This window comes from Mycoplasma sp. 4044 (assembly GCF_053851695.1).
Genome location: NZ_JBSQBD010000001.1, coordinates 52,199 through 66,473, shown reverse-complemented (window position 1 = coordinate 66,473; position 14,275 = coordinate 52,199). Strand labels below are relative to the sequence as shown.

At 30.4% G+C, this 14,275-nt stretch carries 15 protein-coding genes and 5 tRNA genes; 17 read left to right on the top strand and 3 right to left on the bottom strand.

Features of this window, described 5'->3' with window-relative positions; translation table 4 throughout:
• Positions 1-14 precede the first annotated feature (14 nt).
• The gene (locus ACWXVN_RS00370) at positions 15-797 is read left to right on the top strand and encodes a methyltransferase (protein ID WP_438341690.1); all 783 of its coding nucleotides are present in this window, start codon (positions 15-17) and stop codon (positions 795-797) included.
• Between the two features lie 40 nt (positions 798-837).
• Here ACWXVN_RS00370 and ACWXVN_RS00365 read toward each other — a convergent pair whose 3' ends face one another.
• Both ACWXVN_RS00365 and cdd read right to left on the bottom strand, forming a co-directional pair.
• Positions 838-2,229 (bottom strand): hypothetical protein, encoded by a 1,392-nt coding sequence (locus ACWXVN_RS00365; protein ID WP_455978738.1) that lies wholly within the window; start codon positions 2,227-2,229, stop codon positions 838-840.
• Positions 2,230-2,237: 8 nt separating this feature from the next.
• Positions 2,238-2,642 (bottom strand): cytidine deaminase, encoded by a 405-nt coding sequence (cdd, locus tag ACWXVN_RS00360; protein ID WP_455967986.1) that lies wholly within the window; start codon positions 2,640-2,642, stop codon positions 2,238-2,240.
• Positions 2,643-2,834: 192 nt separating this feature from the next.
• On the opposite strand from cdd, the gene infC reads away from it, so the two are divergent.
• From infC to ACWXVN_RS00320, 8 genes are all read left to right on the top strand, one after another.
• Complete coding sequence (gene infC, locus ACWXVN_RS00355; protein ID WP_455978737.1) at positions 2,835-3,482, top strand: translation initiation factor IF-3; 648 nt, start codon at positions 2,835-2,837, stop codon at positions 3,480-3,482.
• Positions 3,463-3,651, top strand: coding sequence for a 50S ribosomal protein L35 (gene rpmI / locus ACWXVN_RS00350; protein ID WP_438341694.1), 189 nt, complete (start codon positions 3,463-3,465; stop codon positions 3,649-3,651). The genes infC and rpmI overlap by 20 nt, the downstream gene beginning before the upstream one ends.
• Positions 3,652-3,661: 10 nt before the next feature.
• Positions 3,662-4,018, top strand: a complete 357-nt coding sequence (gene rplT / locus ACWXVN_RS00345) for a 50S ribosomal protein L20 (protein WP_438341806.1) — start codon at positions 3,662-3,664, stop codon at positions 4,016-4,018.
• A gap of 64 nt (positions 4,019-4,082) precedes the next feature.
• Positions 4,083-4,748, top strand: a complete 666-nt coding sequence (locus ACWXVN_RS00340; RefSeq protein ID WP_455978736.1) for a 16S rRNA (uracil(1498)-N(3))-methyltransferase — start codon at positions 4,083-4,085, stop codon at positions 4,746-4,748.
• A 266-nt stretch (positions 4,749-5,014) separates the two neighbouring features.
• Entirely contained in the window at positions 5,015-5,449 is a 435-nt protein-coding gene (gene rplM, locus ACWXVN_RS00335) for a 50S ribosomal protein L13 (RefSeq protein WP_438341696.1), read from the top strand.
• Positions 5,449-5,841: a 30S ribosomal protein S9 gene (rpsI, locus tag ACWXVN_RS00330; protein WP_438341697.1), complete on the top strand. Its 393-nt coding sequence runs from the start codon at positions 5,449-5,451 to the stop codon at positions 5,839-5,841. The genes rplM and rpsI overlap by 1 nt, the downstream gene beginning before the upstream one ends.
• A gap of 30 nt (positions 5,842-5,871) precedes the next feature.
• Positions 5,872-5,948: transfer RNA gene (locus tag ACWXVN_RS00325), tRNA-Ile, on the top strand.
• A 50-nt stretch (positions 5,949-5,998) separates the two neighbouring features.
• A tRNA-Thr gene (locus ACWXVN_RS00320) sits at positions 5,999-6,073 on the top strand.
• 64 nt (positions 6,074-6,137) lie between these two features.
• Here ACWXVN_RS00320 and ACWXVN_RS00315 read toward each other — a convergent pair.
• Complete coding sequence (locus ACWXVN_RS00315; protein ID WP_455978735.1) at positions 6,138-6,620, bottom strand: dUTP diphosphatase; 483 nt, start codon at positions 6,618-6,620, stop codon at positions 6,138-6,140.
• A gap of 50 nt (positions 6,621-6,670) precedes the next feature.
• Here ACWXVN_RS00315 and ACWXVN_RS00310 point away from each other — a divergent pair.
• From ACWXVN_RS00310 to aspS, 8 genes are all read left to right on the top strand, one after another.
• A tRNA-Leu gene (locus ACWXVN_RS00310) sits at positions 6,671-6,754 on the top strand.
• An 88-nt stretch (positions 6,755-6,842) separates the two neighbouring features.
• Positions 6,843-6,929: transfer RNA gene (locus ACWXVN_RS00305), tRNA-Leu, on the top strand.
• A gap of 6 nt (positions 6,930-6,935) precedes the next feature.
• Positions 6,936-7,011 (top strand) — tRNA-Lys (locus tag ACWXVN_RS00300).
• Positions 7,012-7,139: 128 nt separating this feature from the next.
• Positions 7,140-7,784: a Holliday junction branch migration protein RuvA gene (ruvA, locus tag ACWXVN_RS00295; protein ID WP_438341699.1), complete on the top strand. Its 645-nt coding sequence runs from the start codon at positions 7,140-7,142 to the stop codon at positions 7,782-7,784.
• On the top strand, positions 7,765-8,706 hold the full coding sequence (ruvB, locus tag ACWXVN_RS00290; RefSeq protein WP_438341700.1) for a Holliday junction branch migration DNA helicase RuvB: 942 nt from the start codon (positions 7,765-7,767) through the stop codon (positions 8,704-8,706). Before ruvA ends, ruvB begins: the two co-directional genes overlap by 20 nt.
• Positions 8,707-8,772: 66 nt before the next feature.
• The gene (gene secDF, locus ACWXVN_RS00285; protein ID WP_455978734.1) at positions 8,773-11,289 is read left to right on the top strand and encodes a protein translocase subunit SecDF; all 2,517 of its coding nucleotides are present in this window, start codon (positions 8,773-8,775) and stop codon (positions 11,287-11,289) included.
• Positions 11,290-11,298: 9 nt separating this feature from the next.
• The gene (gene hisS / locus ACWXVN_RS00280) at positions 11,299-12,573 is read left to right on the top strand and encodes a histidine--tRNA ligase (RefSeq protein WP_455978733.1); all 1,275 of its coding nucleotides are present in this window, start codon (positions 11,299-11,301) and stop codon (positions 12,571-12,573) included.
• A gap of 1 nt (position 12,574) precedes the next feature.
• Positions 12,575-14,272, top strand: a complete 1,698-nt coding sequence (aspS, locus tag ACWXVN_RS00275; RefSeq protein WP_438341703.1) for an aspartate--tRNA ligase — start codon at positions 12,575-12,577, stop codon at positions 14,270-14,272.
• Positions 14,273-14,275 lie beyond the last annotated feature (3 nt).

The window sequence follows — 14,275 nt, the reverse complement described above, 5'->3', positions numbered from 1 at the left end:
TACAATTAATAATTATGAGAAGTAGTTGAAAAGAAAATAATTTAGGTTATCAAGATGGTTTAAAAATAATGCAGGATAAGGAGATGTTTTCATACTCAGTTGACACTATTTTGCTAGGAAATTTTTGTACTTTAAATCGCTCAGTAACAAATATCCTAGAAGTAGGAACTAACAATGCAGCCTTGAGTATTTTTGTTGCTCAAAGAAGTGAAAAAATCAAAATTGATGCCATCGAAATACAACCAAGAGCAGTAGAAATTGCCAATTTTAATGTAACAAAGAATAATCTTGAAAACAAAATTGCCATAATTGAAGCAGATTTTAATGACTATGCACAAGAATATGCTTATAGAGTGGGCAATAAATTAGCAAAAAAATATGATCTTATAATTTGTAATCCCCCTTACTATAAAGTTGATGCAAACATCAAAAGAAAATCCTCTACTTCTTTTCAAGAAATTGCTACTCATGAGATTTATCTAAATTTAGATCAATTATGTGCTGGTTCAAGAAAAATAATTGAACAAAATGGATATTTATCTGTAGTTTTGCCTATTAATCGTTTTGTAGACTGCCTTGAAGCAATGAAAAAACATGGTTTTGAACCAAAAAGAATTCAATTAGTCTTTCCACGTGTTAGTGCTACTCCTAAATTTTGCTTAATAGAAGCAATGTTTACAAAAAATGTAGGGACTGAATTTTTACCTAACATTTACTTGCATCCCGAAGATAAAAAACAACACGTTTACACTGATGAAGTTAAAAAACTTTACGTTCCGATTAAAACTAAAAAATAACAAAAAAAGAACAGGAGATAAAAGTCTCTTGTTCTTTTCATTATGCTTGTTGTTTATCCTGTTTTGCTAAATATTTAGCTACTTGTGCATCTTTGTGTTCTATGTAAGAAAGTGCGAATTGCTTTGAAACACGAACCAAAAGGCAAGGAGGGGTTTTTAAAGCAAAACTAAATCTTGCAACTTCATCATTTTCTACTTCGCTGGTTATATAAGCAACTTTTTCATCATTGTATTCTTGCTTGCTAAAATCAGTATCTAAAGCAATGAAATCAATATATTTATTAGTTTCGGGGTCGATAAATTCTTTTTTTAGTGCTGGATTACTGATATAAATAATTGCTTGAGTAGTAAAATCAGTGTTTTTAACAAAGTCTTCCATCGAAGCTAAGATGGTAACTTCTTGATTGTTGTTAGTATTATTTGAAGAATTTTGTGTATTTTCAACTTTTGTATCCTCACTAACATAATCTTCATCATCAATCACTTTGTTATCCAAAAAGACCATACTGTCATCATACATTTTAGAAGCAGATAAATTAATATCAAAACCACCATAAATTACTTGATTATTTATCGCAAGTGATTTTAGTTCTAAAATGTTGCTATTTTTTGTAACATTAAGTATTGTTGGATTTTGTATTTCTATTTCATTTGGTTTATCTAAACCAGGATAGCTAACAATATATTTACCATTCTCAATCTTAACCATATTTTGTGGAAGATTTATGTATTCATTGTTAGCATCGAAAGCAAAGAGTGTTTTAGTTTTATTTTCTGCAGGATATGTAATTACTTGAAGTTTATTTTTGTTAGTTAGAAATTTGATTGTGTCATCTAAGTTTTTGTGTTGTTCAATCAAGATTTCGTCACCTATTTTCACCAAATTTCAAGGATCCTCAGATAGTGCAATAGATACTTTGTTTGCTTTGGCTTTTTGAACGCTTATTCAATTTGTTGTATCTTCATCCTTTTGTTCAAAAGGGTTCAAAATATGAGTAATGAACTTACTAAAAAATGTTTGTGTTCAGTCAACGAATAAAAATTTGATTAGTTTTGAGTTACTAGACAGCTCACCGAGTGCCATTCCCTTCATATATAGTTTTAGTTGTTCAGAGTTGAATGGTAATGTTTGTAATGAACTAGATGTTAAATTTATATCGGCAATTAAACGTTGTTTTTCGATTGGATTGATTCAAAGAGATTTGTTAATGTCTTCTTTCATTTCATTGATTCAAGCGAAATTTTTATCTGTAATTTTTATATCTTCAGATGCTTCAACTGTTTTATCAACTAAATCACTTTCTGGTTGAATTCATTTTTCTTCTTTAACAGGATCTTTTTCATTTGTACTGTTACAACTTATTGCTACTAGTGGCAAAGAAGTAGTTGCAACTGTAATTAAAGGCAGTAAGAATTTAAATTGTTTTTTCATGTTAATGTTTAACCTACTTTAATAGTTGTTGGTCAAATTGCATTTGGTACTAATTCTTCAAGTTTGAATTTCATTACTTCTTTTGTGTCATTTGAATAACAATATACTAAACTATCAGGTTTCATAAATTCACACATTACTTGACGACATCCAGCGCATGGAAATACTGGTTTTTCAGAAGATGAAATAATGTGAATTTCTTTGAATGTTCCTACTTTGGCACCTTGTACTGGCGCTGAGAATAGTGCACTTCTTTCAGCACATAATCCAGATGGAAAAGCAATGTTTTCACAATTAACTCCTCAGTATTGATTATCATTTTCATCAATTGCTAAAGCAGACACATGAAATTTTGAGTATGGAGCATAAGCTTTGTCAAGATTTTGACGTAATTTTTGTAAATCTATTTTCATACTTTAAATTTTAGCAAATGGTTAATCTAGATTAGGCTAATTAATAATTTTTTTGGACTCGGACGGCGATATATTTTTACAAATTTTTATACTAAAATGTGGTATTATTTATAAGCATTCAAAGCAAAAAGAAGATTCATTTCTCACCTAGGTTTTATTAAATCGGGTTGCTACTATATGTTTTTTTATGTAGTGGAGAAGTGGATTAGTACCACTTTTTTATTTTTAAAGGAGATAGTTATTCAATCTAACGACAATAAAGACAAAAGACCAAAATCAGAACACGTTTTAAACGAACAAATTCCTTACAAGAAGGTGTTTGTTCTAGATAGTGACGGAGAAAAAATTGGTGTTATGTCACGTGATGAAGCAATCGAAAGAGCAAAAAGCGAAAAGAAAGACTTAGTTTTAATTTCAATTGCTGACAACAAACCAATTACAAAAATTCTTGATTACGGAAAATTTAAATACGACCGTAAGAAAAAAGCTAAACAAGCTAAAGAAAAACAATCAGTCACAGTTAATCGTGAGGTTCGTCTAACTGCTATGATTGGTGATCATGACTTGCAAACTAAAGCACGTAAGTCTCGTGAATTTCTACTAAATGGTGATCGGGTAAAAGTTTCTCTAAAGTTTAGAGGTAGAGAAATGCAAAGACCAGAAATTGGTCAAGAAGTTTTAATGAAGTTTTACCAAGCAGTCGAAGATATTGCTAAAATCACTAAAGAACCTACTCTAACCAATGAAAAATTTCTAGATATGTATTTAGAAAAAGATAAGAAAAAAGTGAAACCAAATTCAAACAAAGGAGAAAACAGCGATGCCAAAAATGAAGACTAAAAAAGCGTTAGCTAAACGTATCAAAATCACTGGTAGCGGAAAAGTTAAACGTGGAAAAGCTTATCGTTCACACCTAGCTCAAAATAAATCAACAAAACAAAAAAGACAATCTCGTAAATCTGGAATGATTTCAAAATCAGATTACAAAAGAATTAAAGAATTAATCTAGAAAGGAACTTATTATGCGTGTAAAAGGCGGAACAGTTACAAGAGCTAGAAGACAAAAATGAATTAAATTAGCTAAAGGATACTGAGGACACAAATCAATCGGTTACAAAGTTGCAAAACAAGCGGTTGTTAAATCATGAACATATGCATTTAGAGACCGTAAACAAGTAAAAAGAGAATTCAGAAAACTATGAATCGCTCGTATTAATGCAGCTTCAAGACCTTTAGGATTAACATATTCACGTTTAATCGATGGACTTAAAAAAGCTAACGTGGTTATCAATAGAAAAATGCTTTCTGAACTAGCAATTAATCACCCAAAAACTTTTGAACAAATCGTTGAAAAAGCTAAAGCAGCTTTATACTAATATTCACTTTGAAAGTAGCAATGTGCTACTTTTTTAATTATAATTTTTACAAAAAAGGAACAACATGCGCTTTATTGTTAATAAAAAAGAAAATAATTACTTCATTTTAGACCAGGAAACTATTCATCACTTAAGAGTTGCTAGACAATTTAACAAAACATTTATTTGCGTTTATGAAAATGAATTTTATCAGTGCCGCTATGAAAACCAAAAAGCTTATATTATCGAAAAATTAGACTTAAACCATGAGTTCAGTAAGCCTGTTGGTTTAGCAGTTAGTTTAATAAATTGAAAAAACTTTGAATTAATTTTACAAAAAGCAACAGAATTAGGTGTCAGTCATATTTATCCGTTCAAAAGTCGCTACAGCGAAATGAAGGTTGATGATTTTGAAAACAAAAGAAAACGCTTTGAGAAAATTATTTTTGAAGCCTGCCAACAATCATTTCGTAACAAAATACCTTCATTAAGTTCAGTGTTAAATTTTGAAGATGTATTAGCAATTAAAGATTTTGACCACCGTTATATTGCTCATGAAAAAAATCAAAGCGAAGGACATAAATTTTTCTTACCATCTTCATTGTTTTTAATTGGACCTGAAGGTGGTTTTAGTGATGAAGAAGTAAATAAAGCCATTCATGCCGGTTTTAAATCAATTAAATTAACTAAAACAATTCTTCGTGCTGAGACTGCTGCTCTTTATGTAATTGCAAAAGTACATGATGAATAGATAAAAAGTGTGATTTTTTGGTAAAATTAAATCACTAGATTTTGCAAAATTCTAGCTCACGAAATGCGCACAAAAGCTCTAATAGTTCCGAGTAAAAAGCTTTTGTTAGTCCCGAAATGAATAAATCATTTATGCGCTATATTTATTTTTTAAATTAGCACCATTTTGAGTGTTAAACAAGTTTACAAAATTTTAACAAAATTACCTTTTTTTGTTATAATGTTAAAGCATTTATTTTTTTAAATTAAATTACATAAGGAAAGCACATGCGTCAAACTACAATCGTTAAACACTTAGAAGTTGAAAAAAAATGATACCTAATTGACGCTAAAGACTTAGTTTTAGGACGTCTAAGCGCGCAAGTGGCATCAATTCTAAGAGGAAAAAATAAACCTTCATTCACACCAAATGTGGATATGGGAGATAATGTAATCATTATCAACGCTGACAAAGTTAAATTAACAGCAAAAAAAGAAGAAGATAAAATTTACTACAGCTACTCAGGATACCCTGGAGGGCTAAAGAAAATTAATGCTAAAAACCTAAGAGCTAAAAAACCTATTGCTTTAATTGAAAAAGCAGTTAAAGGAATGCTACCACACACCAAATTAGGACACAAACAATTCAATAACTTATATGTTTATGCAGGAAGTGAACACCCACACCAAGCACAACAACCAGAAGTTTTAGAGGTTAAATAATGGCAGATGTAAGATACTACGGTCTAGGACGTCGTAAAAGCTCAGTAGCAAGAGTTTACTTAGTTCCTGGAAATGGAAAATTCACAATCAATGGAAAAGAAGCAAGAGAATACTTAAATAGTGATATACTATTAAAAGATGCTTCTCAACCATTTGGATTAACAGAAACAACTGCTAAATATGATGTTATTGCTAATGTTAACGGTGGTGGACTAAGTGGACAGGCTGGAGCTGTTAGACTAGGGATTGCGAGAGCATTATTAGAAGTAAATAAAGATTTTCGTCCAGCATTAAAACAAGCAGGAATGTTAACACGTGACGCTAGAGTTAAAGAACGTAAAAAATTCGGATTACGTAAAGCGCGTCGTGCAAGACAATTCTCAAAACGTTAATACAAATTGGCGATGTTTCGCCAATTACATGCGAGCGTAGCTCAGCTGGTTAGAGCACACGACTGATAATCGTGAGGTCGATGGTTCAAGTCCATTCGTTCGCACCATTTCATTAAGTTGACCTAAACAGCCAAACGGCTGTTTTCTTTTACAAAGTGCCACTTTAGTTTAACAGGCAAAACGGGTATCTCGTAAGTATCTATCACAAGTTCGAGTCTTGTAAGTGGCACCATATGTCAAAAGGCAAAATAAAAAATCACTCTTTCAGTAAAAAGTACTGTATATGAGTGATTTTTTTAATATTTATTGTGTGCTCTTTGATGATTAATTTGATTCTTTCTGGCAAAACTGGCTAATATTTCTTCTTCACTAATATTAGCAACTTTAGCAAGTCCTAAGTATAGTCTATAGCAATATGTTAAATTTTTACTATTTAATTCATCTAGCAGTTTAGTACTTGCTTTATACACTTCTGCCAGTTGACAACTGAATGTCTTAGCTAATACTAAAGGTTCAATAATAGGACTAATATGCATAGATGCGCTTAAAGAACTCAGAAAGTGAATTCCGTCTGCATACTCTTCTAAAAGTGCTTGACGGTTAATATTTTTGTGAACTTTTCAGTATTTAAATTCTTGAAACTCGTTAGCAAATTCACCAATTTCGACAATTAAAGCTATTACACATTTCAATTTTAAATCTTGCTCACCTGGAGCAATATTTTTACTAAATTCTTCATCTAAATCTTTTTGAGCAGCGAAAATATGTTCTAAATTCATGTATTTTATTATATATGATATACGTATTTTTGCTATATAATATTAGTTATGCCCGTGTGGCGAAATGGTAGACGCAGTTGACTCAAAATCAACCGAAGAGATTCATGCTGGTTCGAGTCCAGTCACGGGCACCAAAGCGCAGTAAAGCGACCAAACTTTTTTATTTTTTATAAAATAAAAAATTATATTTGTGTATAATATTAAAGCAATCTAAGCAGAGTTGCCCAGGTGGCGGAATAGGTAGACGCAAGGGACTTAAAATCCCTCGGTGGCAACACCGTGCTGGTTCAAGTCCAGTTCTGGGCACCATGATATGCGCCCTTAGCTCAGCAGGTAGAGCAAATGGCTTTTAACCATTGGGTCAGAGGTTCGAATCCTCTAGGGCGTACCATTTCAAGAAATTGACCAAAATAGCCTTCACGGCTATTTTTTTGTATCTTTCTCACATTTTTCTCATTTTTTCCCATTTAACAATCCGTGTTGTTTTTGTGTTGTTTAATTAGGTTGAGGTAAACGAAAATGATAATTTATAAATATGGAAAAATTGTTCACACTAATAAAAATTACATTATTTTAGAAAACAACCGAGTTGGAGAACTAATTTATGTTCCAATGGTTGAGAGATTTAAAAAAGACGAAAATATGAAAGTTTTTGTCCATGAGTACGAGACAGAACACTTTAAAACAACGTATGGATTTGAAAACTTCAAGGAATTAGTAGTCTTTGAAGATCTGCTTTCAATACAAGGAATTGGACCTAAAACTGCATTATCAGTACTAAATATAGGTTGAGAAAAAGTAGTTGAATATGTTGCTAGTGCAAACATTAACAAATTGAATTCAATTCCTTATCTAAGTAACCGCTCAGCAAGACAACTGATCTTTGAATATCAACCTAAATATGAAAAATTCTTGCAAAAGAAAACTCCTGAAGATGAAACAGAAAACAATGAGTTTGAAGCAACTAAAGGAGAAAATAAGACTATTGTTTCAGAAAATGCTCATAACATCGAAAAAAGTTTGCGTATCTTAGGGTTTAGAAATAGTCAGATAAAAGAAGCTATGCAAGAAATAAATGTTGATCAAGAACTTGATAAAGCTGTTGAAGAAGCAATTAAAGTAATTTCATCAAAACACGCCAATAATGCAATTATTCAAAATTAGTACTTTCGATGAATTTATCGGGCAAGATAAAATTAAAGAAACTTTGAAAGTTATGATCGATTCAGCAGATAAACAGCACAAGCTAATTGATCATTTACTTTTTTATGGTCCGCCAGGATTAGGAAAAACGTCCTTAGCAACAATTATCGCTAACGAAACTAAGAGAAATATAGTTTTCGTTCAAGGACCTTTACTAGAAAAACGCAGTGATTTAATCACTATGTTTTCATCTATTCAAGAAAACGACATCATTTTTATTGATGAAATTCATTCTGTCAACAAAACCTTGCACGAATTGTTGTATTCTGCAATGGAAGAAGGTAAAATTGACATTGTTTTAGGTGTAGATGGTGACAAAAAAATCATGCGTTTAAAACTTAATAATTTTAGTCTAATTGCTGCAACAACTAAGTTTGAATTACTCACTCAACCACTTAAAGATAGGTTTGGATACATTGCTAGACTCAAAAATTACAGTAACGCTGAAATATGCAAAATAATTGAAAATTCTGCTTTGAAAACCAATATGAAAATAGACCCAGAAGCCATTAATTTTATTGCAAAAAATTCTCGTTTCACGCCGAGAATTGCTAACAATTTATTAAAGAGATGTCATGATTTTACACTATATGAAAACCATGATGTAATAACAAAATCAATGGTTCAAAAGACTTTTGATTATTTAGGGGTTTTTAGTCTAGGTTTTAGTGATTTACAGATACAATATTTAAAAACGTTAGTTACTATTTTTGACCAAAAACCTGCTTCTTTGGATGCTATATGTAGTCTTTTACGTGAAAGTAGGCAAACAATATTGCACGATGTTGAACCACATTTATTAGCTAACAAGTTTATTATCAAAACTTTCAGAGGACGAATGATTACATCAAAAGGAGTTGATTACATAAGTCAATACATCTAATTTTTATTATTCTAGCAAGGTTTAATCATAGATTAAAAACCTGGCTTTCTAGTATAATTTAAAAATATGAATTACGAAAACAATAAAAATCCAAAAAACAAGCTAAGATGACTGATTACTTACGTTGGAGTGTTGTTAATTTCGATTGCATTAATAATTGCAGTATCATTAGGTTTTAAAAGTAGTAATTCAAATGCTAATTCAACCGTTAAGCAAGCTAATGTAGTTCTTAAAATTGACACTTCTGACAATGAAAACTTGAGTGAAAACACTTCCTTTTCTAACCAGGAAGTTTTTGGTGGTATTGAAAAGTTGCTTTCATACGGAAACCTTAATGAAAATTATCGTTTGTATGACGGTAATGGAGTTTTAAAATTAGAAACAAATATTAACAATGACTACGATTTAAATGAACTTGTTAATAAATTAGCGAATAAATCATACATTGTTGTAACCGATTCAACAGGAACTCCTTTATTTTACAAAAACCAATATTTCAAACCAGGTTCAAATGACAATGTAAGTTTGGATAAATTGCTTGAGGGTAATGAAGCAGACTTTGCATTGCCTTTAGAAAATAATCCAGCAAATTGAAATACCAAGCAAGCTTCTAATCGAGTATCTTTACTTCTAAGTGACAAAGGTAATCACCAATTAGATTTATTAAAACAGGACTACCAAAATCAAAGAATTTATTTCTGGATTAATCTTAAAAAGTTTGTTAATTTAGCAGAAAATCAATTTGCTTCTGATTGAGCTGCGGCAAATAAAAATCCAGTTAACTTTGCATACGAAAATAATAATGCAATTGGTTCATATGATCAAACTACTAAAAAAGTTAAAGAGCCAGTATTAAAAAATGATTCACTTAATGCAAGTAAATATTTAGTATCAGTTTCTTCTCCGTCGGTGATGACTTATGCAAAACCAGGAGATAAAATCATCTACTTATTCAACAATTATCAAGCATACTCAAACAAAGAATTAAGCGCAATCATTAATTATGCCTATTCACCATATCAATTAAAAGTTTTAGCAACTAATTACGCAACAAAAACCTTTAATTACCAAGCGATTAAGTATGTTTTAATTATTGTTTTCGCAATTATTGGTTTCTATCTAATTTTCAATTACAGAATATTAGGGTTGATTTCTTCTTTAGCTTTTGGATTAAATGGATTAGTAATTTATTTAGTGCTAACAAGTTTTGGAATTTCTTTAAGTCCATTATTAATTGCAGGTCTAATAACAACACTACTAATTGCATTTGGACTAATGAATAATTCTTTAGCTAGATTTAAACGTGAAATAGTCAAAAAAATGACACCTTCTAAAGCAATTCAAAAATCACAAAAAACAACTTTGTTTGCCTCGTTTGATACTCTGCTTTGTTTAGTTGTAGCATCAATCATGGCTTTATACCTAAGCATCAATGTTGTTTCTGTCTTTGCTTCAATAGTGATAGTTGCTTCTATTTTTACAACTATAATCATTATTGGGTTAAATAACATTATCATTTATAACTTAACAAATGTTGATCATTTTGCTTACTATCCTTGATTATTATCTTTAACAAAAGAGTTTAGATTTAAATCAAAAATTGCATTAAATTTTGTATCTAAATACAACACAATCTTTTTCGCTTTAGTTTTACCAATTGCTTTCATCATTCTATTTTCACATGGAACTAGTTTTGAAAGATCATTAGATTTATCACCATTATTGCAGACAACAAATAACTATGCAATTACAACCCTTGATGGAATCACACAAAGCACTGCTTTAGCGGTTCAAAAACAGTTAAGTGCATTGAATATCGAAAATGTGCAAATAATGCAAAATTCATTAGATAACAACACATACACAATGTTAGTTTCTTCTTCACAAGCGTTAGATTTAGCAACAGCATTGAATTCGACTGATTTAGCAAACAATTTTATTCTTGAAAATTGAACTTGATCAACTAAAGGATTTTTAAGACAATTAGGATTTTCTTGAATACCACTAATTGTGTCTCTTCTTTTAGTAGGTATCTATATCTGAATTCGTTATTCATTGATAACAACTCTAATTTATTTCATCAAAGAATATAATGTTTTCCTATTAACTATTGCTTTAATGATTATTTTCAAAATTAAATTTGATTACAATCTTGCTCTAATCTTCTTTATTGCACATGTTTTTGTTATTTACTCACATTTAATGAGTGCTAATAAAATTAAAATTCTTACTCACCAAGATACAAATCTAAAAAATTACATTTATTCTCCAGAACAAATCAAAACAATTGTCAAAAAATTGATCAATCAATCATTTAGAACATCTGTTTGATTCTTGATTTTAGTGTCGATAATTTCATTGTCATTAGCATTTACAACCAGTGAAATGCAAAATGTGTTTTTAGCAATTTTATTAATCAATCTATCAATTTTTAGTTTTGATTTCTTGCTTGCGCCACTTCTATGACAATGAATGTTAATAAACAAGTTTGCTCGCAAACAAAAACGTATTGATACTTTCTATTGATCTACTTCAAAAGTTGAAGAACAAGAATTTAGTACAATCAATGATTTCAATAAGTAAGGAGAAAATATGTATCAAAAAGTAAAAGGAACAAAAGATATTTTTGGTCAGGAAGCAAATTTATATTTACAGATAGTCGATACATTTAAGAATATTTGTCAAAAATATTCTTTTTCTTATATAGAGACACCTGTCATCGAACACACTGAATTATTTGTTCGCTCTGCTGGTGAATTCAGCGACATTGTAAATAAAGAAATGTATTCTTTCCAAACACGCGGAGAAAAAATGATTAGTCTTCGTCCTGAAGGTACTGCTCCAGTAATTCGCAGTGTTGTTGAAAACAAGTTAGCAACAAATAATTACTACTTAAAAGTTTTTTATTATGGCAATATGTACCGTTATGAGCGTCCACAAAAAGGTCGTTATCGCGAATTTAGACAAGGCGGGGTAGAATTTCTTGCTCCCAAAAGTGTTGACACTAATTTTGAAATAATTAAGTTGGCAAGTGATTTTCTAAACCAAATTAACATCAAAGATTTTGTTTTAGAAATTAATTCATTAGGTTCTGATGCTTCGCGTAAAACATACACTCAACATTTACAGAAATATTTTGCTAAGTATCAAGACAAATTGTCTGAAATCAATAAAAAGAGATTAGAAAATAATGTTTTAAGAATATTAGATGATAAAGAACAAAATGATTTGGATTTTGTCAAAAATGCACCACAATTATGAGATTTTCTTTCACAACATGAAAAAGATGACTTTAATTCATTATGTAAATTATTGGAAAAGCACAACATCAACTATTCTGTTAATAAATCTTTAGTTCGAGGACTGGATTATTACAATGACATAGTTTTTGAATTTGTATCCACTTCACAAGCGCTGGGAACAAAATCTACTATTTTAGCTGGTGGACGTTACGATGGGATGTTAAAACAGTTAGGTGGACCTGATGTTGATTCAATTGGTTTTGCCTTTGGAATGGAAAGATTAGTTGAAATCTTGACACATAACAATTCAAACAAAAACTATTCGCAATACAAAAAAGTTTTAGTGGCTTATTTAAATGAAGACGAAAAAGAGGAAATGACAAATTTAGTTAGTCAACTAAGAAGCAGTAATGCCAAATTGAGTATTGAAATTTTCTATGAGCCTCTTTCAATTAAAAAAATGTTTAAAAAAGCAGAGCAAATTGAAGCAGACATCATCATTTTCAAAGAGTTAAATCAAGCTAAAAATCACTATAAGATTAAATATGTTGACAAAGGAAAAACCTTACTGTCTGAAAAAACAATTGAGCTAAAAAATATCGAACAATTTATTGAGGAAATTTAATATGAAAACAATATTTAACACAAGTTTGACCATTAAAAACGAAGGACAAAAAGTCACTCTTTATGGTTGAATAGCAAACAAAAGAAAATTTAAAAAACAACTGTTCGTTGACTTGAGAGATAGAAGTGGAATTATTCAAGTAATTTTTACTGATGTTTCAGATCCTTTATTAACTAAAGAAAGTGCAATTGAAGTAACGGGAACTGTAACAAAAAGACTGGAAGCTAATCCAAATTTAGCAACTGGAGAGATTGAAGTTCAAGTTGAATCATACAAAATCCTTAACAGTGCGAGTCAAATTCCTTTTGAAATCAATGACAACGAAAAAAATACTGAAGCTAATGAAGACCTTCGTTTAGAATATCGTTTCTTAGATTTACGTCGTGAAAAAATGCAACAAAACATTGCTTTAAGACATAAAGTTTCACTAGAAACCCGTAAATTTTTCGATGCCAATGGATTTTTGGAAATTGAAACTCCTATTCTATGTAAATCAACACCGGAAGGAGCACGTGACTTTTTAGTTCCAACAAGAAAAAAGGGTAAATTTTTTGCACTACCACAATCTCCACAATTGTATAAACAACTTTTAATGGCTTCAGGGTTTGAAAAATACTTCCAAATAGCAAGAGTTTTCAGAGATGAAGACTCACGTAAAGACCGCCAACCTGAATTTACTCAAATTGACTTCGAAATGTCTTTTTCAACAGAAGAAGAATTGTTTAAACTTGTAGAAAATTACTATCAACACATTTTTAACTCATTAGGTTTAAAATTGAACATTCCATTTAGAAGAATGGATTTCTTTGAATCAATGGATAAATATGGAAATGATAAACCAGACACAAGATACGGATATCTTCTAACTGATTATTCAGAACTACTAGCAAGCGAAGATGCTTTAAAATTTATTGCTTTTGATAAAGATAGTTCAAACGATTGAAAATACATAACCGAAATAGCAACAAAAAATAATGCTAAAAATTTTGCTATTTACAAAATTGAATCTAACAAAATAACAGACCAAATGACAATAGGGAATAGTCTAGACAATAACCAACTTGAAAAACTACTATCGAAAGCAAACATTAGTGATGGTTCGCTATTTGTATGCTTTGGTAAATATAGTGACATAACAAAATCTTTAGGAGCTGTTCGTGTTGTTTTAAATGATTTATATCTTCTTGCTGATCCAAATCGTTATGATTTCTTATGAATCGTAAATTGACCAATGTTTGAATTTAATGAAGATAGTCAAACTTATGAACCAGCTCACCATGCTTTTACTATGATTGATGAAAAAACTATGTCTTATTTTGAAAACAATGAATATGACAAAGTTCGCGCTCGTTCATATGACTTAGTTTTAAATGGATATGAACTAGGTTCAGGTTCAGTTCGTATTAATGATCCAAAACTTCAATCATTAATGTTTGAAAAATTAAATATGTCACCAAAAGAATATGAATCAAAATTTGGATTCTTCTTAAAAGCATTCAAATATGGTCTTCCGCCGCACTGTGGAATGGCTTTCGGACTTGAAAGAATCTTGATGATCCTAACTAATTCGCAATCAATTCGTGACGTTATTGCCTTTCCAAAAAATGCAAAACAAATTGATTTATTATCAAACTCTCCTTCAATGGTTACAAAAGACCAACTAGATGAGTACTTTTTAGCAATGAAAGGAGAAAAATAGTTA